Annotated in this window: 21 protein-coding genes; all 21 read right to left on the bottom strand. The window is 31.3% G+C overall.

What is annotated here, in order from left to right:
- Positions 1-12 precede the first annotated feature (12 nt).
- Positions 13-1,767, bottom strand: a complete 1,755-nt coding sequence (locus tag B5E48_RS03065; RefSeq protein ID WP_087243361.1) for a phosphoenolpyruvate carboxykinase — start codon at positions 1,765-1,767, stop codon at positions 13-15.
- 96 nt (positions 1,768-1,863) lie between these two features.
- A complete protein-coding gene (locus tag B5E48_RS03070) occupies positions 1,864-2,361 on the bottom strand; it encodes a hypothetical protein (protein WP_087304052.1) in 498 nt (165 codons plus the stop codon).
- A 27-nt stretch (positions 2,362-2,388) separates the two neighbouring features.
- Entirely contained in the window at positions 2,389-2,889 is a 501-nt protein-coding gene (lepB, locus tag B5E48_RS03075) for a signal peptidase I (protein ID WP_087304053.1), read from the bottom strand.
- Between the two features lie 29 nt (positions 2,890-2,918).
- Positions 2,919-3,644, bottom strand: a complete 726-nt coding sequence (locus B5E48_RS03080) for a SigB/SigF/SigG family RNA polymerase sigma factor (protein WP_087243293.1) — start codon at positions 3,642-3,644, stop codon at positions 2,919-2,921.
- Complete coding sequence (gene spoIIAB / locus B5E48_RS03085) at positions 3,631-4,062, bottom strand: anti-sigma F factor (protein ID WP_087243294.1); 432 nt, start codon at positions 4,060-4,062, stop codon at positions 3,631-3,633. The genes B5E48_RS03080 and spoIIAB overlap by 14 nt, the downstream gene beginning before the upstream one ends.
- The gene (locus B5E48_RS03090; RefSeq protein WP_087304054.1) at positions 4,059-4,400 is read right to left on the bottom strand and encodes an STAS domain-containing protein; all 342 of its coding nucleotides are present in this window, start codon (positions 4,398-4,400) and stop codon (positions 4,059-4,061) included. Before B5E48_RS03090 ends, spoIIAB begins: the two co-directional genes overlap by 4 nt.
- 129 nt (positions 4,401-4,529) lie before the next feature.
- Positions 4,530-5,675 carry a D-alanyl-D-alanine carboxypeptidase family protein gene (locus B5E48_RS03095; RefSeq protein WP_087304055.1) on the bottom strand — a complete coding sequence of 382 codons (1,146 nt, stop codon included), beginning with the start codon at positions 5,673-5,675 and terminating at the stop codon, positions 4,530-4,532.
- A gap of 586 nt (positions 5,676-6,261) precedes the next feature.
- Positions 6,262-7,191 (bottom strand): DUF1848 domain-containing protein, encoded by a 930-nt coding sequence (locus B5E48_RS03105; RefSeq protein ID WP_087304057.1) that lies wholly within the window; start codon positions 7,189-7,191, stop codon positions 6,262-6,264.
- Positions 7,192-7,194: 3 nt separating this feature from the next.
- On the bottom strand, positions 7,195-7,869 hold the full coding sequence (locus B5E48_RS03110) for a TIGR00266 family protein (RefSeq protein ID WP_087304058.1): 675 nt from the start codon (positions 7,867-7,869) through the stop codon (positions 7,195-7,197).
- A complete protein-coding gene (gene mgsA, locus B5E48_RS03115; protein ID WP_087304059.1) occupies positions 7,866-8,246 on the bottom strand; it encodes a methylglyoxal synthase in 381 nt (126 codons plus the stop codon). Before mgsA ends, B5E48_RS03110 begins: the two co-directional genes overlap by 4 nt.
- Positions 8,247-8,302: 56 nt before the next feature.
- Positions 8,303-9,109: a Cof-type HAD-IIB family hydrolase gene (locus B5E48_RS03120; RefSeq protein ID WP_087243300.1), complete on the bottom strand. Its 807-nt coding sequence runs from the start codon at positions 9,107-9,109 to the stop codon at positions 8,303-8,305.
- Between the two features lie 12 nt (positions 9,110-9,121).
- Positions 9,122-9,874, bottom strand: coding sequence for a MurR/RpiR family transcriptional regulator (locus B5E48_RS03125; RefSeq protein ID WP_087243301.1), 753 nt, complete (start codon positions 9,872-9,874; stop codon positions 9,122-9,124).
- Positions 9,875-10,100: 226 nt separating this feature from the next.
- Positions 10,101-10,943 carry a Cof-type HAD-IIB family hydrolase gene (locus B5E48_RS03130; RefSeq protein WP_087304060.1) on the bottom strand — a complete coding sequence of 281 codons (843 nt, stop codon included), beginning with the start codon at positions 10,941-10,943 and terminating at the stop codon, positions 10,101-10,103.
- A gap of 73 nt (positions 10,944-11,016) precedes the next feature.
- Entirely contained in the window at positions 11,017-12,318 is a 1,302-nt protein-coding gene (locus B5E48_RS03135) for a pyrimidine-nucleoside phosphorylase (RefSeq protein ID WP_087304061.1), read from the bottom strand.
- Between the two features lie 3 nt (positions 12,319-12,321).
- Positions 12,322-12,963 (bottom strand): helix-turn-helix domain-containing protein, encoded by a 642-nt coding sequence (locus tag B5E48_RS03140; protein ID WP_087304062.1) that lies wholly within the window; start codon positions 12,961-12,963, stop codon positions 12,322-12,324.
- A gap of 118 nt (positions 12,964-13,081) precedes the next feature.
- Positions 13,082-13,579, bottom strand: coding sequence for a GyrI-like domain-containing protein (locus tag B5E48_RS03145; protein WP_087304063.1), 498 nt, complete (start codon positions 13,577-13,579; stop codon positions 13,082-13,084).
- Positions 13,580-13,830: 251 nt separating this feature from the next.
- Positions 13,831-14,781, bottom strand: a complete 951-nt coding sequence (gene fmt / locus B5E48_RS03150; protein ID WP_087304064.1) for a methionyl-tRNA formyltransferase — start codon at positions 14,779-14,781, stop codon at positions 13,831-13,833.
- Between the two features lie 62 nt (positions 14,782-14,843).
- Positions 14,844-16,256, bottom strand: a complete 1,413-nt coding sequence (locus tag B5E48_RS03155) for an ROK family protein (protein WP_087304065.1) — start codon at positions 16,254-16,256, stop codon at positions 14,844-14,846.
- Between the two features lie 162 nt (positions 16,257-16,418).
- Complete coding sequence (locus tag B5E48_RS03160) at positions 16,419-16,607, bottom strand: hypothetical protein (RefSeq protein WP_087304066.1); 189 nt, start codon at positions 16,605-16,607, stop codon at positions 16,419-16,421.
- On the bottom strand, positions 16,604-17,338 hold the full coding sequence (locus B5E48_RS03165; RefSeq protein WP_087304067.1) for an Abi family protein: 735 nt from the start codon (positions 17,336-17,338) through the stop codon (positions 16,604-16,606). The genes B5E48_RS03160 and B5E48_RS03165 overlap by 4 nt, the downstream gene beginning before the upstream one ends.
- A 213-nt stretch (positions 17,339-17,551) precedes the next feature.
- Entirely contained in the window at positions 17,552-18,568 is a 1,017-nt protein-coding gene (locus B5E48_RS03170; RefSeq protein ID WP_087304068.1) for a CapA family protein, read from the bottom strand.
- Between the last annotated feature and the right edge of the window lie 4 nt (positions 18,569-18,572).

Here is an 18,572-nt window from a genome sequence, read left to right on the forward strand (position 1 = left end):
TGCTGTTTCCTATTATTCTTCAACAGGTAATTCTTTTAATTCTTCCTCACCTGTTACATATTTTAAAATGGCAATAGCTGCATCTTTTGGTCCTTGATGTTCGTTTCCTTTAATACCTAAACGTGTACGCAACTGACCAACTTTTACACCTTGCTTAAACATTCTTTTAAAATAATCCTGTAAAATAGGTTCAGTCTGTTCTCTTCTTTGAACTGGTCCAAATGGATTCGCAAAATAGCTTCCTACAAGTCCATATTCTGTTGTTGTTCCTTTTGCCATACGATTTCCTGCTCTGAAGACTTCTAAAGCTTCTTCTGGTGTATCAAAGAAACTTAATGCTTCACCATCTTCATCATAGTTATTTGCATATAAGAACAAATCAACATCATGTTTTGCCACAACATCTTTATAATCTGTAATTGGAATGACAATACGTGCATTGACTTTATCTGGATTCATAAAGACTGAACGGTCTAATTCTTTAAAGCTATATCCTGCATCCAAGTCATCTAATCTAACAAAAGCTCCAATTTCAGTTCCTGAAGTCTTCACTTTTCCTTTATCACCCAGTGAAAGTACTCCCATATCATCATAGATTGTCTTTAAGTCTGTAATATAAGCAGCTCCAATCACTTTAATCTGTTCAATTGTTTCACTCTTACCAGCTCCACTATCACCCATAACAACGATATTTTTTGTTTCACCATTATGAAGTGTCATTTTAACCATAGCTCCATGGATTGGTAATTCACGATGATTAATCTTTTGAACATTATGCAATGTTAAACACATTTTTTTCATATATCCAAAATAATCAAAATCATCACTTGCTGATAATAAAGCAACAATCATATCATTAGATTCATCCTGATAGAAAGCCTGATTCATTTCACCATCTTCATAACCATAAACATAAATTAAATCTGGTTTACGATTACGATATTCAGATTCATCAGCCAAATCAAACAAGTTACATAATGTTACACCTTGTGCCATAAATTTCACGTTAAAGTAAACAAAACATAACAAATCTCCTACTTTTGCAGGATAACATAACCATGATTCTGCATCGAATTTTTTATCTTCAATAGGATTTGTTTTGATTTCTGGAAAGACTCCATCACGTTTATTACGTTTAGAATAAGCAATAAATGGTGGATGAATAACAACAGATTCAATAAATGGAATTTCATCTAAATTACGATATTCATATGGTAAAAATGGTCGCATATGCGTTACAGCTAAACCAGCATTTACCCCTGCAGTAATCTGACGTAAAACTTTATCTTTCTTTCCAATCGCTGATTGAATAGAACGATAAACTTCTAATACCAATTCTTCAAATTCACTTTGTGCATCTGCAAACTGAACATTTTGATAACCTGCTCTTTTTGTTTCATTAAAAACAATTGCATATCTTTGTAAACGACGCCAGAATAAATAAATATCTTCAACCAAAGCAATAAACATATCACGATCTTTAAAATATGCTTTTGTCTGAGAACGCATAGCACAAACTTCTTCTACTGACATGACTAATAATAATTTAAAAACATCTCTTAAATCTCTTAATAAGTCAACATCATCTTCTTCAATAGCATGTAAATATTCGTAAATAGTTGTATCAGTTCTTTTAATATGTTTAATATATTTTTCTAAAACTTTCGCAAAAGACTCACTTTCAATTAATTGACAACGACTTTGACAGAATTCTTCAGAAAAATTTAAAATTGCATTACCACGAGTAATATTAAATTTATATGCCATATTTTCACCCTTTCCTTTGAGAGATGTTTTTCCATCTTTCAAATATGAATCAATTCTATCAAAAAAATGCCATCTTGACTACAAAAATCATAAAATTTATGAAATGATAGCGGTTTTATTTTCTATTTTGATTTGATTTTCATTTTTTAACAGTGTTTTTTCTATATAATAGACAGAAAGGTATATATTTTTATGAGAAATATAAATATGTTGATTATTTTTACTTACATTTATACAATTTCCATTATATCTAATTTCATCTCTTCCAAAATCAATATGATAAGTCACATCATGTAATTGATAAACCATCGTATGTTTACCATAGTCAACATAGACCTTGGCATTTTGATCTTGAATCACAAACCAGTTATATAAATCATTGAGAGATAAATAATATTGATCATCTTTTTGAAATCCCTTGAAATCAAACGTATAAATTTTTTCATCCTTATGATATGTGCCTATATAAGTTGTCATAGCTCCCTGATATTCATAATAACGACTTCGATGACAATACATATATCCAATCATTCCAATGAGTAAACATAAAATCACACCTACTAATAATACACGTTCATATCTTAATTTTTTCATAAAACCTCCCAAAAGAAAAAGGTCTTATCAAAAGACCTTAAAAAAGACACGACCAACAACCTGATCATCAAAATCAATATATCCTATATTTCTAGAGTCAACACTGTGATTACGATTATCCCCCATCACAAAAATCTTACCTTCTGGAATATCATAAGAAAAATCTTCATTACCTTCCATAGGTCCATTGATATAATCTTCATTCAGTAATTGACCATTACGATAAAGCTGATTATCTTTCATTTCAAGATGATCACCTGGCAACCCAACAATTCTTTTAATAATCTGATCTTCACCCTCCCCCACATGATACTTCACAACAACAATATCATTATAAGAGGGTTTCCCTCTTTTATAAAAGAATTTATCAACCAAAATGATATTTCCATTTTGATAAGTCGGCTCCATTGATGAACCTACAACTCTTGATATCTGAACAAAATATAGAACGCCCAGTGTGAAAACCACTGTTATAATAATGACTTTGATATATTCTAATAAAGATTTTTTAAAATCACTTTTTTCCATTTTTCTCGCCTCTGATGTATTATAGCATACTATTTTCCATCTTTTAAGCGTGTTCTTAATTTTGTCACAATTTTCTTTTCTAATCGAGAAACCTGTACTTGAGAAATACCTAAATATTTCGCAATTTTATCTTGATTATAATCCAATTGATAACGCATATAAATAATCATTTTTTCTTTATCATCCAGTTTTTCCATTTCCATTTCTAAAGCAATCTTTTCAAACCACATTTCATCACTTTTATCAATCAGACGATCTTCTACACTGATCGTCGATCCATCTTTTTCATAAATTGGTTCATTTAATGATGTTGGATAATAAGAAGCATCTATGGCTTCTACAACGTCCTGTGGTTCAACACCTAAATACTTGGCGACATCTTCAATCGTTGGTTCCTGATTGTTTTGACTTTGCAGGTATTCTTTTGCTTTGGTGACTTTAATATTTAATTCTTTTAAAGAACGAGAAACTTTAATGGTTCCATCATCTCTAAAATAGCGTTTAATTTCGCCCATAATAATGGGTACTGCATAGGTTGAAAACTGAACCTGATATGATGTATCAAAATGATTAATAGCCTTCATCAAACCAATACAGCCAATCTGAAATAAATCCTCTTTATCATAATAACTATTTTTAAATCTATGCACAATTGACCAAACTAATCCTAAATTATCTTTAACGACCTCTTCTTTAGCCTGTTCATCCCCTAAACGGACTTTTTTTAAAAGATCCAATGTTTTAGATTGTGTCATGATTCTTTAAACTTTTTGTGATGATAAGTTTTGTTCCTATATTGACAACACTTTCTATTTCTAACTGATCCGCCAGTGTTTCAATAATGGTTAATCCCATTCCTGCATGTTCAAGGTCTTTTGCAGTTGTATAAAAAGGTGCTTTGACTTCTTCTAAATTTTCAATCCCCTTACCATAATCCTGTACAATCAGTTGAACCTGACGTCCATCAATCTTCATTTTCATAACCACAGAACATTCTGTATTTTGATTATAACCATGAATAATAGCATTACTGACTGCTTCTGATACAATTGTTTTCCATTCAATAATTTCGTCAATAGTTGGATTTAAAGGTGTTAAAAAAGCCGCTACCGTTGTTCTGGCAAAATTTTCATTATCCAAGATAGCGCTAAAACTGACTTCCATTTGATTCATAATGTTCCCTCCTTTAAATTTTCTATTGATTCATAATAAGGCATAATCTGAAACATTCCTGTTAATTCAAAAAGACGATAAGCCACAGGATTTAATCCTGTTAAAATCAGTGTACGATGTTCAAATTTCAACTGATTATAACGTCCTAGCACAAGTCCTATGCCTGAACTATCTATAAAAGATGTATTTTGAAAATCAAAAATCACATCTTCTTCACTCTCATCTATCAAATCACTTAACTGTCCACGATAAACCGGTGCCATAACACTATCAATTTCACCATAAAAATGAACAATAATCAGATGATTTGTTTTTTCAATCTCTATATGATTATCCATATCTCTTCCTCCTTCTTTGGTATCATATACCAATTCTAAATGAAAAAAAATCGTTTCGCTAAAACTAGAACTTATTCAACAAAACTAGAATATTTATGCAAAATAAAAAATCCATCACAAGATAGATTTTTAAAGTAAAACTTTGAGTTGATTGACGACTTTTTCTACAAAAGACAAGCCTTCAACATCCGTTTTCACAGTAACATCAAAAGAACCAATATTAATATCTCCACGCATCAATAACAGATGACCAACCACTTCACCTTTTTTTAATGGTGGCACAAGATTTGTATAATTCATCTGATAAGTGACTTTGGTCGTATCATTTTTATCTTGAACATACTGAATATCAACTTTTGCTATGATTTCCACTTGAGATACACGGGCATTATCAATGTTAACTTTTTCAATGATATCATTTTTTTGAAATAAAGTGATGTTTTCGTATAAAGAAAATCCATAATCCAAGAGTTGTGATACTTCCTGATTTCTGACTTTAGGATCACTTTCTTTTAAAACAATCGCTATTAATCTTAAACCATTTCTTTTGGCAGTTGAAACAATGCAATAGCCTGCTTCTTTGGTATAACCTGTCTTTAATCCATCAGCTCCTTGATAAGATTTCAATAACTTATTCGTATTCACAAGCCAAAACTTATGAGCAGTATCTTCACGGATGTAACTATCATATAAAGAAGTTGTCTGTAATAAACGTTCTCCACCCATTTCTATTAAATAGGCGGCCATTGTTCCTAAATCCAAGGCACAAGTATAATGATTATCATCATGTAAACCGGTAGGATTCACAAAGTGAGTATTCACCAATTTGAGTTCCTTCGCTTTTTCATTCATCATTTTCACAAAATTATCATTCGTTCCAGCAATACGTTCTCCAATCATCACACAGGCATCATTAGCAGAAGCAATACTAATCGCTTTAAACAAATCTGCGACACTCATTTTTTCTCCTTCTTCCAGGTAAATCTGGCTACCACCCATACTGGCTGCATAGGCGCTGCATGTCAACTCTTCATCCCATTTTAAACTGCCTTTTTCAATAGCTTCAAAAAGTAAAATCATGGTCATAATCTTTGTGGTAGAAGCTGGAAAAAGCTTTTCTTTTTCATGATTTGAATAAAGAACCTGTCGACTTGATGCTTCCATTAATAAGGATGCTGAAGCATTTGGTGCTAATTTTAATTCTTCCCCATGAACCGGTGTTATCTGGAGACATAATACGAAGACACATAAACAAATCAAGCATTTTTTTATCATCAAAACACCTCAATTTATTATATGAAAAAAAGCGAAAAACAGTCCATTTTTACAAAGATTGTTTATGCTTACTTCAACAAAAAACTTATTCTATTCACTTCATTCATTTTTGTATCAAAATGATGACAAATCATAAAAACCACATATCTCATAAAAATGAGAAATGTTGACCTCATTTATTATGTAGACATATTAACAAAACAAATCATTTGTACAATTTGTTGAAATAATGAGTTTATATGTCGAAAAATATCGTTTTTACAAAGTTTTAGACTTGTATGTCCGAAACTATTGTTTTTTATATTTTCGGATATAATATATAAAAAAGATAGAAGGAATTTCATGACTAAGCTTATAAACCGTCCCGAATATTTAAATCAGCTCATTTCAAACAAAGATATTCATCTTGTTAAAATTGTAACTGGTATTTGCAGATGTGGGAATAATGTAAAGTTTTACATAATGGTAAAAATAATTTTATCAATGGATAGAAGCTATATTAAATCCTATGAGGGTATCAAATCTTTATATCTCATTGATTGGCTCTTATCTTAAAAATGCAAGATGGTAATCCACCTTGCATTTTTTATATATCCAAAGATAATTGTCTGTTTTTATAACTTTTTTGTTTAGCCTGCTTGATGATATCATCTTCATGAACATGTCCTATCAGCAATGGAGATAAAGGATCATGAAGTTGATAGTTTTCTATAACTTTTTGCTTATTTTCATTTGCATAACAATATAAACAACCATGTGGGCATGTATTATATTCCCCTATATCTCGACTTGGATAACAATGACAATGTTGTCTTAAAGGCTGACTAGACACAGATATAAAATCATATCCTGTTATATCTTTGAGTATTCTCGCATTCAAACAACTTTGTGATAAAACACCATACTCTGAAAAATCATATGGTTCTGCACACATTTGAACCTGAAATTGATATTTTTTAGCAATCTGTACAAAAGCTTTTACCAGCTGTTGTTGCCAAAACAAAGGAACTTCCTGAATACCAGGAAAGTTTCTTTTTGTTTTTTGATAAAGATCAATAAAACTGATCACACAATGATGAACATAACCTTGAAGCTGAGAGAGGATATCTTCAAAATAATAAAGATGCTTCTCTATTGTATATTCCTGATTGATAAAAATAGGATCATATCTTATACCTATAGCCTGTTTTCCTAATTGAGAAGATAGCTTTTGAATGTCTGATATGACTTTTTGATAATCAGGAACATGAGGCTCTATATCGCGACCATAAGGCGTTATGGTCACATAGAAAAAAGAAGGATAAGGCTTCAGTTTATCTAAACAAGATAATATAGGTCGAGGATTTTTTGTACAGAAAATAAAACAATCAACAACATCCTCATTAATCAAATATTTGGTAATCTGGGTTGGATAATAAGGATTTCTCACATAGACATATCCTTCTTTGATACGTTGAAATAGCCAGTCACTATAAAAAGCAACGATATCTGTGCGACCACTTATATTAAAAATCATCGTCTACTTACCAGTTGGTATAAAAGGAAGAATACTATTGGCGACTGTTGATATTGGCATTGTCTGTAAAACGACACGTCCTGGTCCTGTAATCACTGTATTGAATAAACCTTCGCCACCTAATAATTTATTTTTCATGCCTGGTACACTTTGTATTGCCAATTGACACGTCGCATCCATGATAGCCAGATTTCCTGAATCAACAATCAGCTGTTGCCCTGCTTCTAGCTGATATTCAACCGTTGCGCCATCAAGTTCAATAAATGCAATACCATGTCCTGATAAACGACTCATGACAAAACCTTCACCACCAAAAAGACCTGTAGATACTTTTTTATTAAAGAAAACACTTCTTTCTACTGTCTCTTCACATGCCAGAACAGATGATTTTTGGACAACGATTTCCTGTCCAGGCGCAATATCATATTTACGAATTTCACCAGGAAATGAAGAACCAAAAGCAATTTTACCAGCTTCTCTAGCCTGATAGACATTTAAAAACATTGTTTCACCTGAAAACATTCTCCCAAAAGCTTTCCCTATACCACCGCTTGTTGTTTCCATCGTCATACATGGATCCATCCAAGCCATAGCTCCACTATCACTCACCATTTTTTCTCCCTTTTCTAATTCACAAATGACAACTGGAAAAGGCGTTCCTTGAATTTCATACTTCATTCTATACTTCCCTCACTTTCTAAAGTTTTTATAATCAGTTCTGCCGTTTTTTGATGTGATGCTAGAGGAACCTGATGCACATCACAAACACGCATTAAAGCATTAATATCTGGTTCATGTGGCTGCGCTGTCAAAGGATCTCTAAAGAAAATCACAAAATCCATTTTTCCTTCTCCCACATATCCTCCAATCTGCTGATCTCCACCATATGGTCCAGATAAACAGCGATGAACTTTCAAATCTGTATTTTCCATAATTTTAAGTCCTGTTGTTCCTGTCGCAAATAACGAATGCTGTTTAAAAAAAGCTTCATGTTTTTTCACAAATTCAATCATTTCCTGTTTTTTAGAATCATGTGCTATCAAAGCTATATTCATCCCTATCACCCCTATTTTTATTATACATGAAAAAAAGCCTTCATCAAAATGAAAGCTTATAAAATATGTTTTTCAATAAATTTTCCAATACCATCATGATCATTATCGTCAGTGATATAATCAGCGACGCTCTTTGTCTTATCACTACCATTCGCCATCACAACACCTACACCAGCATGAAGTGTCATATCATAATCATTATCGGCATCTCCAAATGTACATAATTGTTCCATTGAAATATCATGCATTGCCATAACTTCCTGTAATCCATGTGTTTTTGTGACTCTTGGATCCATATATTCATATAAAACACTGGCTGTTTTTAAAGAAGATGATTTATATTTATCATTTGAAAATGTCTGACTTCTTTCCACAACTTTATCCATATATTCAGGATTACAGATAATAATCAGTTTAGGACGAGGTTCCTTTAAGAATTCATCAAAATCTACAACCTCATAAGGCACACGATCATCTCTAGATAACATTTGAATATAATCATCATCTTTTGGTGCATACAATACACCTTGATATGGCACTGCAAAATTGACATCCATATCTTCATAATGATGAATAATGTCTTTAATCAGTTCTCCATCCAGTGGATAGCTTGATTTATCGACTTGAAGAGTATAATCATAAATTTCAGCGCCACCTGTTCCTACAATCGCATCTACCAAACCATCAATACCCCAAATATTTAAAAGCGTTTTGACACTATGCACATCTCTACCAGTTGATAAACCAAATAAAATACCTTTTTCTCTTGCTTTTTTAATCATTTCTACTGTCATTGGTGAAACAATTCCTTGACTATTTAATAATGTTCCATCAACATCACACATAATTGCTTTAACATCCATAAATGAAACCTTCTAAATATAATATTTTGTATAATAATAAATACGTAAAACATCAAAAATCATCATCATCTGATAATTGAATTGAATACCATCAAAACGTCCTGGAACCTGAATCACATATTGTGCTCCTAAATCATTTTTATTTTTATATTTAACATTTTGTGTCAATAACACAATTTGAGCATCCTGGATATTTTGATGCGCACTTTCTTTTAAATAATCATGCAATGTTCTTCCTGTTGCACTCATAAAAATAACGACATCATCTTTTTGGAATTGAAAATCTTTCACAAAATGATGATATTGAATCACTTCTTTACCAAAAGTAATAAAATCCGTCTGGAATTCTACAGCAATACTTGTTGGATACAAAGCTCCAATAAGAATCACACGTTTATTTTTAAATATAAGTTCACAGATTAATTCTAATTCCTTCACAAGATTTTCTTTATCATAAGATGAATCTAATTGTTCAATTAATCCAGCAGCAGAAACACCTAACATACGTGCACGAATCTGAGAAACACGAAGCATATAATCCGCAATCAGTTCGTCTTGAAAATCTTCATATGTCTGGAAACCTAAGTGACGACAGAAATCTAAAATCTCATCTTCACTAAAATGCCCTTCCTCCATGACCCTTTGCAATGAATAATCTTCCATCTCCACATAATGATGAACAATAAACAATCCAATGCGATACATATGGTCATCATCTAAACATCCATTTAAATACTTTAAAATTCTTGATAAAACAATGTCCATAAAGAAGCCTCCTTATCTGATAATTTTATTATAATCCTTTTTTATCAAAAAACATGTTTTTTTCTCAAATAGATAGAAGACATAATGATTGTATCAAAAATAATAATCAAATACTTATTTTTCTATGAAATAAATCATTTTTATCATCAAAAAGCTTCTTTTAAAGAAAAGAATGACAAATTTTTTCATTGAAAAAGGCTTGATTCCATTCAAGCCTGATATTGTATTATCCTATTAAATCCATTTCTTTCATAACCTTATAAATACCATCTTGATCTGGATCAGTAAAGAAATATTTTCCTAACGCTTTTAAATTATCTGATGCTCCTTCATAAACAACACCTGTTTCGACTTCTTGAAGCATCTGATAATCATTCATACTATCACCAAAACCAATTGTATCTTTCATCTGACCATGAAAATGATTCACAACCTTTAAAATACCATCAGCTTTTGTACAATGCTTTAAAATAATTTCACCATTGATAAAATCATCTTCTTCTTTTGAAAAAGTCACAATATTAAAGAATTCTTCTAAAAATGGTACACAGTCATAAAAACTTTGTTTATTTGGAGCAATAAAGCACACTTTTGTGACACCTGTCGTTAAAATATTAAAGTCTTTAATTGGCAAACGATTTTCACCCATACGTCTGAGTTGGAAAAAGCGCATTAATTCAAGATTGTTTTCACAATCTTTTTGATGTTTCTGATCAAAAAATTCATTCACACCTGGTGTCTGATATAAAGCTTTTTTTGTTTCTAATGTAAATAAAATATGATTATTAATGAATAAAGTCATGACTTCAGATAGAATATATTGATTCATAAAGTTTTCAAAAATATATTCTCCATCCACAATGACAAATCCTCCAGCACTACAAATAGCACCATCGAATTCAATATTTCGAATATCCCCTACAATAGACGTTGGAGCACGCCCTGTACAAAGAAAAGCACGATGTCCATTTTGTCTTGCATTTTGAATGGCCAACTTTGTTTTCTCTGTTACCATTTTAGATTTTCCTACTAATGTCCCATCAATATCAAAAAATAAAAATTTTCCCATTATTTTCACCACCGCATATTATTATACATCATTTTTCAACATCACATATAAAAATATCACTTTTTGAAAATAATTATGACAAAACTTCATCAATGAGTTGTGGCTTTCCAACAAATTCATCTGAAAAATCATAAGCATTGAAAATCTCAGTTTCAAGCTCCTGACTCAAACCCGTATTTGTATGAACTTCAACTAACACTTCACCTTTTCTTACAAAATCTCCTATTTTTTTATGAAGAACGAGACCGACACTATAATCAATGTCATCATCTGTTTTTTCACGTCCTCCACCTAGTTTCATACTCACTATTCCTAAAGGCTTTGCTTTTAAATCTTTGACATATCCTGTTTGTTGACTATAAACAGGAATCACTTCTTTTGCTTTAGGAAACATTTCTGGATGTCTGATAAAGGCATCATCGCCACCTTGTGCTTTGACCATAGCACATAATGTACGAAGTGCTTTTTTACTTTCAATAGCATCTTCAAGCATTTTTCTTGCGGTAATGAGCGAATCTGTTTTTTGAGCCTGAATTAACATATGACTTCCGGCCTGTAAACAAAGCTCTAATAAATCTTCTGGCCCATGCCCATTTAAAGTATCAATAGCTTCTTTAACTTCCAGACTATTTCCAATAGCATAACCTAACGGCTGACTCATATTAGAAATGGTTGCTCTGGTATCTTTGCCAAGCGAATCACCAATTTCAATCATTGTACGTGCCAATTCTTTAGCTTCTTCAATTGTATTCATAAAGGCACCATCACCATATTTGACATCTAACAATATCGCATCACTGCCGGCCGCCAGTTTTTTTGACATGATAGAAGATGCAATTAATGGAATACAGGAAACAGTTGCGGTAACATCACGTAAGGCATACATTTTTTTATCAGCTGGATCTAAATGACCACTCTGTCCAATAATCGCCAATCCACAATCATTAACCTGCTTCACAAAATCTTCTTCATCAATCATAATATGAAGTCCCGGTATAGATTCTAATTTATCCAATGTTCCACCAGTATGTCCTAATCCTCTTCCACTCATTTTAGCTACTGGTACTCCACAGGCTGCCACAATCGGTCCTAAAACCAAAGATGTTTTATCACCAACACCGCCAGTGCTATGTTTATCAACTTTGATTCCTTGAATACGAGTTAAATCAATAACATCACCACTATGCATCATTTCTTTGGTTAAAATAGCTGTTTCTTCTTTATCTAAGCCTTGAAAACAAACGGCCATCAACCATGCACTCATCTGATAATCAGGTATATCACCTTTTGTATAACCTGCTACAATAAAGTGAATCTCTTCTGGAGTATGTTTGAATCCATCTTTTTTCTTTTCAATCAAATCAACCATTCGCATATTTTATTCCTCACTTTTCTTTTTTAAAAGATTACGAAATCTTATATCTCCATTATACACTCCCCAGATTGTGAATGCACTATTTATCCAAAAATCAATATGATTTAACATAACATCAAAAGCATATCCCCAGTTTGCTATAATACCACTTACTAAAATCAAATAAATGATCCACATCAAAACATATCCAAACTTTTTTCTTTTAAATATAAGATAATAAGCCAACCAATATCCATATGACAAATAATACATATTCGCAAATGGAGCCAAATGTTCTTCCAACATTAACCATCCTAAATCCCAGTGCCACGTAAAAGATATCCAAAATACACTAAGCATTGATACGATAAATAAAACCATATTCCATCTTTCATTGCGTTGCATCTTATGATAATCTTCTTTTAAAACTTGTGGAACAACTTCATGATGTTCTGTTTCATATTCTCCTAAGAAAAATTCACTTATAGTTATTCCTAATATTTCACATAAAGGGATATAAAGCGAAGCATCAGGAAGATGAATGCCCCTTTCCCATTTAGATACGGATTTATCTGTAACAGAAAGTTTTTCTGCCAATTGCTTTTGAGTTAATCCTTTTTTCTTACGACAAGTTGCTATGAATAATCCTATTTTCTTTTGATCCATAATGATTCCTCCTGCCTTCATTATAACGAAAACAGATAAAAATGACACCACGTAAAAGTAGAATCATATAAAAAAGCAGTTCATCATTCCAATAAACTGCTTAAACTTTTCTATTTTCTTATTTTTTCAATTGAACAGGAATCCAGACCTCACTGTAGGCATAATGATCTTGATGTTCATCCATTTTTGTAAAAGAAAATGATAACGAATCTGCCAGTTCATAATCAGAAGTTGGAAGCCACTTAGCATAAATGCTTGCCATTGTGTTTTGTAAAGTTGATGGGAATGGTCCTTCATTTGGAAATACTACCCATGTCAGCGAAGGAACTGAAAGTTGATCAAATTGATCACTGATATCAACGCATGTCGTTAAGACACCAATCATATGTGTCAGTTGTCCTTTTTCTTCCAGAAAATCAGTATCAGAATCATAAGATACATTCACAATTTCATACGGTTCCATATTTTGTAGTTGATGCAACTCTCTTTTTTGTTCCTCTGTTATTTGACTTGCTAATTGTACAATTTCATTATTCACACCTTCAAATTGAAGTGATACACGTTTACTGACTCCTACAAAACGAAATGCTTCTTTTTGAATGATTTTATAATTCATATGTTAGCTCCTTGAATGATCATTGTTAAAACATTGTTACCTTCTTATGCAATAACTTCTCTTAAAAAGAGAATATCATAAAAATGGAATATAAAATAGAAAGTTCACTATTGATTTAAAAAGTTTACTACTATTGAATCATCTCGCCATAAAAAATCTACATATGGATATATTTTAAATCAAAATAATCTCCATTTCCTTTTTATGATTCTTATTAATATACAAGCTCTTTATAAAGAAAATACAAAGTTTTATTCAAACTTTGTATCGACTTCAAAAATGCAATGTCCATTTAAATAATCTTTTACAGACATTCTTTTTTTACCTTCTAATTGTAATTCTGTAATCAGATAAACGCCATCATTCACTTTAACTCCAATAGCATCTTTAAAAATCTTGACAATCGTTCCATTATCCTGATGAGCATGATGTTTCATCGCATTTTCACATTGATGAACTTGTCCTGCCCAGATTTTAACAGTCTTTCCCTGATAAGTTGTATAACTTCCTGGCCATGGATTTGTTCCACGAACTTTATTATAAACTTGTCTAGCAGACATATTCCAGTCAAGACGTTCATCTTCTCTAGAAAGAGTGGGCGCATAAGTCACTAGATTTTCATCTTGAGGTATACGTTGATTTGTTCCCTTTAAAATATCTGGTAATGTTTCTTTTAATAATTTGGCACCTAAATCACTTAAACGATCATATAAAATACCTACTGTATCATCTTCTAAGATAGGTGTTTCTTTTTGGGCAATCATATCTCCAGCATCCATTTTTTTGACCATATACATAATTGTGACACCTGTTTTCTCTTGTCCATCAATAATAGCCTGATGTACTGGTGCACCCCCACGATATAATGGTAACAATGATGCATGAACATTAATACATCCTAAACGAGGAATATCCAAAACAGCCTGTGGTACAATCTGACCATACGCTGCTGTAATAATCAAATCAGGTTTTAAATCTGCAACTGCCTGGTAATCTTCTTTAATACGTGCAGGTTGAATAACAGGAATATCATATTTTAAAGCTTCTACTTTTACATCTGGCATTGTCAAAACTTTTTTTCTCCCTACATAACGATCAGGCTGAGTGACAACGCCAACAATATTGTAACCCTCTTCTATCAGCATTTTCAAAACAGCCAACGAAAATGATGCTGTTCCCATAAATACAATTCTTTCTTTCATTTTATTCACTCACTTTCACTATCTTATAATATTAGGCTATTTTTCCATTTTATACAATCTTTTTAATTCTTTTTTAAATCATTGACACATAGTTTTGTAAGACCATCTAGCATATATGGACTCACTTCTTTAATAGAGTAAAGCTCTGGCATATAATCTTCAGGAATAAATGATAAGAGTTTATTTCTGACTTCATTCATATCATTTGTCATAGGTGAGTACACAGCAATTGCTTCAGGTCCCATAATACATATTGAAGGTAATAATGATTTTGTCACAAGCTCTAATACACCTTCTTGCGTCCATGCCAGTTTTGCACATTCATCAGAAAATTGCATACGATGAATAAAATAACGAACTTCTCCAGCAACCCCATTTTTTCCTGTCACAATCTGACCATGAGAAATAATACCTTGTCCTCCTACACCAAAACCAAATGGTTGTGAGTGAAAGATAATATTTTGATATTCAGGATGTTCCAAAGAAAATCCCACAACTGCAGCATTGGCATTATTACATACTAAAACTTTAATTCCATATTTCTTTTCAAATTCATTTTTTATATCCAGAATTTTTTCATCAGGTGAATTTCTTAACTGTTGATCATCTTTAACAATTCCTGGTGTTGCAATACCAATCATATCTACATATTGATGTTTTAATAAAACAGTATCAATAATATCATAAAGATCATAAACATTTAAAGAAGGTTTGATAATCATATTATGATCAATAATTTCACAATGATCACTCAAACGATAATAAATTCTTGTTTGTGCCTTATTATTAGAAATCACAATAGATAAAATACGATTTTCATATTCTATACAATGCGTATGATGTTTTTGCGCTTCCTGTGTTTTGTTAGTATAATACTCTTCAAGTTCATTTTGTAGAAATCTTAAAGCCCCTGGCGCATCATATGAAGCAAAAACAGTTGTGGGAATCTGAAGGACTAATTTATCTGTTAAACTTTCTTTTAAACGATTCAACATATAACCAATCTGTGGTGCAATCAAAACCACATCATATTTTTCAACTTCTTCATAAATACTTAAATAAGAAACAGCATCAAAATGATAATCCAACCCTAACATTCCTGCCACACTATTTAAGTTCTCTGCAAACATAGACGTTGTCAAACCAGATGAGCATGATAAAAGAACTTGTAAAGTTTTTTCATTTTTTAAGCCAACTAATGTTTCTACCATTTCATCAAATAATTGTTTTGCATGATTTTCATCATTCAACTCAAAATGAAGATAGAATTTCACTGAATCATCTTTTTTAGAAACAATAGAGAACTCTACAATTGTACTTTGTTCAATAACAGTAAAACGAATAGAAGCCTCTCCATAATCCGTAACTAATCTGATTAAAGATTCATTATCTTCTACAATCTGATATTCATCATTATGTTGCTCTTTAATCCATGATTGAAAATCAAAATCCAATTTCTTTTTTTCCGTATCCATATATTTTCCTCACTTTGATATTTGTTAATCATATTGTATCATTCACCATTATCAAATAAAACCCTTAAATAAAAAAAGCAGAACAATGCTGGCATTGTTCTACATAAAACTTTCGTTTTTGTCCTTCTACTTATTATATGCATTTTTCGTATAAATAATCAACTATTTTTTTACAAATTCATAATGAGATACGAGTATATTGTCTTTAATAAAATAATCCCTATGTTTAATAAATCTGACATGAATTAAATCTTTTAATCTGTTAAATTGTTTTTCTTTTAAGACAGAACTAGTACAAACTTCATTAAATAAAAATAAAGTTGCTATAAAATCATGGATTACTGGATTCATAATTTTTTTCGTCTAGAATTTTTACTGATGTTTGGTATTTTTGTTAATAAAAGCACTAATTCTTTGCTTGGTTCAATTATATTTTTTGTGTTATTGTATAAATGTGTGTGAGTATAGGGTTTTCTTAAAGTGTTTAATAAGCAATTATTATGAGCTGATGCATTTCTAATAAATTTTAAAGGCCATAACAAATGATTTATTGTTCTAGACTTATTTTCTGGATAAAGTTCGTAATATAATTCAAAAAGTTTAATAAAATCACCAAATGAAAGGACTTCTACAATGTTCCATATAGCCCAATTATTTTGGTATTTATGAATCAAATCAGCACATGCAGAATCATTCTTCTTATGATTTATATTTTGTTTAATATATGGATATTTTATAAAAAGTTTATCAATAATATGATATCCATCTTCTTTATCATTGTGAGTTAAATCATTAATTAATTTTACTTTTAAAAAATGCTCTGTATCTAAAGATAGTTTGATAATATATTCCCTTAAATACATATCAAGTTTTGATAATTCCACTAAATATGCAAAATCTAAGTTAATATATACATTTTTTACTTCATTGTATTCAAAAGATTTAGCGAAAGATTTTAACTTAAAGTAATATGTATGGTGTGTCAAATATTGTATAGCAGATTGCTCATTGATAATATTAAACTTAATATTTTTACTCTTTAGATTTATAATTTGTTGTGAAACTGAACACTTTGTGCGCATGATTATTCACCTCCAAGTTATTTTAGCATTGTTTCATCAGATAATGTAAGTGAAAGAATTATATCATTCTTCAATAAAAATGAAATCCTATACCTTTACAAAACATAGAATTGACTTTTTCAATTGACTCAATTTATATATTTTAAACATCATATCATAAAAGCTGTTGACCATATATACTTTATCAACAGCCTAAAGCAGCATGAATTCATGCTATTTGATTTCATTCACTTTTTCTAAAACACGACTGGCATCCTCACCCTCTACAATTGTTGGCTGATAATTATTACGTGATGATACAGATGATATCATACATGGAATCACTTCATGTTCTTCTTGAACCAATTCGTTATTTTCAAATGAGAATGTATGCTGATAAATCACTGTATCTTTATCACTAGGATTTTTATTCCCACCAAAACAAAAATTCCCTAAACTATAAACAATCTTCTTACCCTTATATGTTTCAATTCCCTGTAAGACATGAGGATGAGAACCAATAATTAAATCTGCTCCAGCATCAATTGTCTGTTTAGCTAAACTGCGTTGTGATTCCATTGGCGCCTTATCACGTTCAATACCCCAATGATAATAAACAACCACAATATCACATTGAGCTTTTAAATCACTTATTGCTTTTTTCATTTCTGCAGTGAGTTCATATGGAAAAGCATAACCTAAAAATCCCACTTGAATTCCTTTCACATCAATCATACAACTTTCATCATAGCCAAAATGCCTGATTCCTTTTTCATCCAAAATTGCCTTAGTATCTGTCATACCTTGTTCAAAATGATCTTTAGAATGATTATTAGCTAATGTCACAGCCTCAATATCACCCTCAGCCAATATATCAACATATTCAGGTTTCCCCTGAAAAACAAAAGTTTTCTCAGCATAATCTGGGCTTGTTGTGAGTGGACCTTCTAGATTGGCAATCGTTAAATCATCTTTTTCAAAAACATCTTTAACATTCTTGAGATAATAAGCACTATCTTGATTCTGTTTTTCATATTCCTGATCAAAAGATCCTTCATAACCCTGTCCAATATAATTTCCTAAAGTGATATCACCAACAAATGATAAAGTTATTTCTGTCTTCCTCACTTCTGGTTCTTGAATCTCTACTTGCTTTTCTTCATCAACTTGTGATGTCTGTTGTTGACTTTGACAAGCTGTCATCATCAAAATAGTTGTCAATGCCAAAAAATACTGTACTCTTTTTTTCATAACT

This window comes from Massilimicrobiota sp. An105, from assembly GCF_002161155.1.
GTDB lineage: Bacteria > Bacillota_I > Bacilli_A > Erysipelotrichales > Coprobacillaceae > Allocoprobacillus > Allocoprobacillus merdigallinarum.

Bases quoted from the DNA above. Each gene is read 5' to 3' on its own strand.
- B5E48_RS03135 (WP_087304061.1), bottom strand. From the start codon at position 12,318: ATGCGAATGGTTGATTTGATTGAAAAGAAAAAAGATGGATTCAAACAT.
- B5E48_RS03080 (WP_087243293.1), bottom strand. From the start codon at position 3,644: ATGACACAATCTAAAACATTGGATCTTTTAAAAAAAGTCCGTTTAGGG.
- mgsA (WP_087304059.1), bottom strand. From the start codon at position 8,246: ATGAATATAGCTTTGATAGCACATGATTCTAAAAAACAGGAAATGATT.
- B5E48_RS03145 (WP_087304063.1), bottom strand. From the start codon at position 13,579: ATGAATTATAAAATCATTCAAAAAGAAGCATTTCGTTTTGTAGGAGTC.
- spoIIAB (WP_087243294.1), bottom strand. From the start codon at position 4,062: ATGAATCAAATGGAAGTCAGTTTTAGCGCTATCTTGGATAATGAAAAT.
- lepB (WP_087304053.1), bottom strand. From the start codon at position 2,889: ATGGAAAAAAGTGATTTTAAAAAATCTTTATTAGAATATATCAAAGTC.
- B5E48_RS03125 (WP_087243301.1), bottom strand. From the start codon at position 9,874: ATGGACATTGTTTTATCAAGAATTTTAAAGTATTTAAATGGATGTTTA.
- B5E48_RS03095 (WP_087304055.1), bottom strand. From the start codon at position 5,675: ATGATAAAAAAATGCTTGATTTGTTTATGTGTCTTCGTATTATGTCTC.
- B5E48_RS03065 (WP_087243361.1), bottom strand. From the start codon at position 1,767: ATGGCATATAAATTTAATATTACTCGTGGTAATGCAATTTTAAATTTT.
- B5E48_RS03110 (WP_087304058.1), bottom strand. From the start codon at position 7,869: ATGAAGTATGAAATTCAAGGAACGCCTTTTCCAGTTGTCATTTGTGAA.
- B5E48_RS03140 (WP_087304062.1), bottom strand. From the start codon at position 12,963: ATGGATCAAAAGAAAATAGGATTATTCATAGCAACTTGTCGTAAGAAA.
- B5E48_RS03155 (WP_087304065.1), bottom strand. From the start codon at position 16,256: ATGGATACGGAAAAAAAGAAATTGGATTTTGATTTTCAATCATGGATT.
- B5E48_RS03170 (WP_087304068.1), bottom strand. From the start codon at position 18,568: ATGAAAAAAAGAGTACAGTATTTTTTGGCATTGACAACTATTTTGATG.
- B5E48_RS03090 (WP_087304054.1), bottom strand. From the start codon at position 4,400: ATGGATAATCATATAGAGATTGAAAAAACAAATCATCTGATTATTGTT.
- B5E48_RS03130 (WP_087304060.1), bottom strand. From the start codon at position 10,943: ATGGGAAAATTTTTATTTTTTGATATTGATGGGACATTAGTAGGAAAA.
- fmt (WP_087304064.1), bottom strand. From the start codon at position 14,781: ATGAAAGAAAGAATTGTATTTATGGGAACAGCATCATTTTCGTTGGCT.
- B5E48_RS03105 (WP_087304057.1), bottom strand. From the start codon at position 7,191: ATGATTTTTAATATAAGTGGTCGCACAGATATCGTTGCTTTTTATAGT.
- B5E48_RS03120 (WP_087243300.1), bottom strand. From the start codon at position 9,109: ATGGATGTTAAAGCAATTATGTGTGATGTTGATGGAACATTATTAAAT.
- B5E48_RS03160 (WP_087304066.1), bottom strand. From the start codon at position 16,607: ATGAATCCAGTAATCCATGATTTTATAGCAACTTTATTTTTATTTAAT.
- B5E48_RS03165 (WP_087304067.1), bottom strand. From the start codon at position 17,338: ATGCGCACAAAGTGTTCAGTTTCACAACAAATTATAAATCTAAAGAGT.
- B5E48_RS03070 (WP_087304052.1), bottom strand. From the start codon at position 2,361: ATGAAAAAATTAAGATATGAACGTGTATTATTAGTAGGTGTGATTTTA.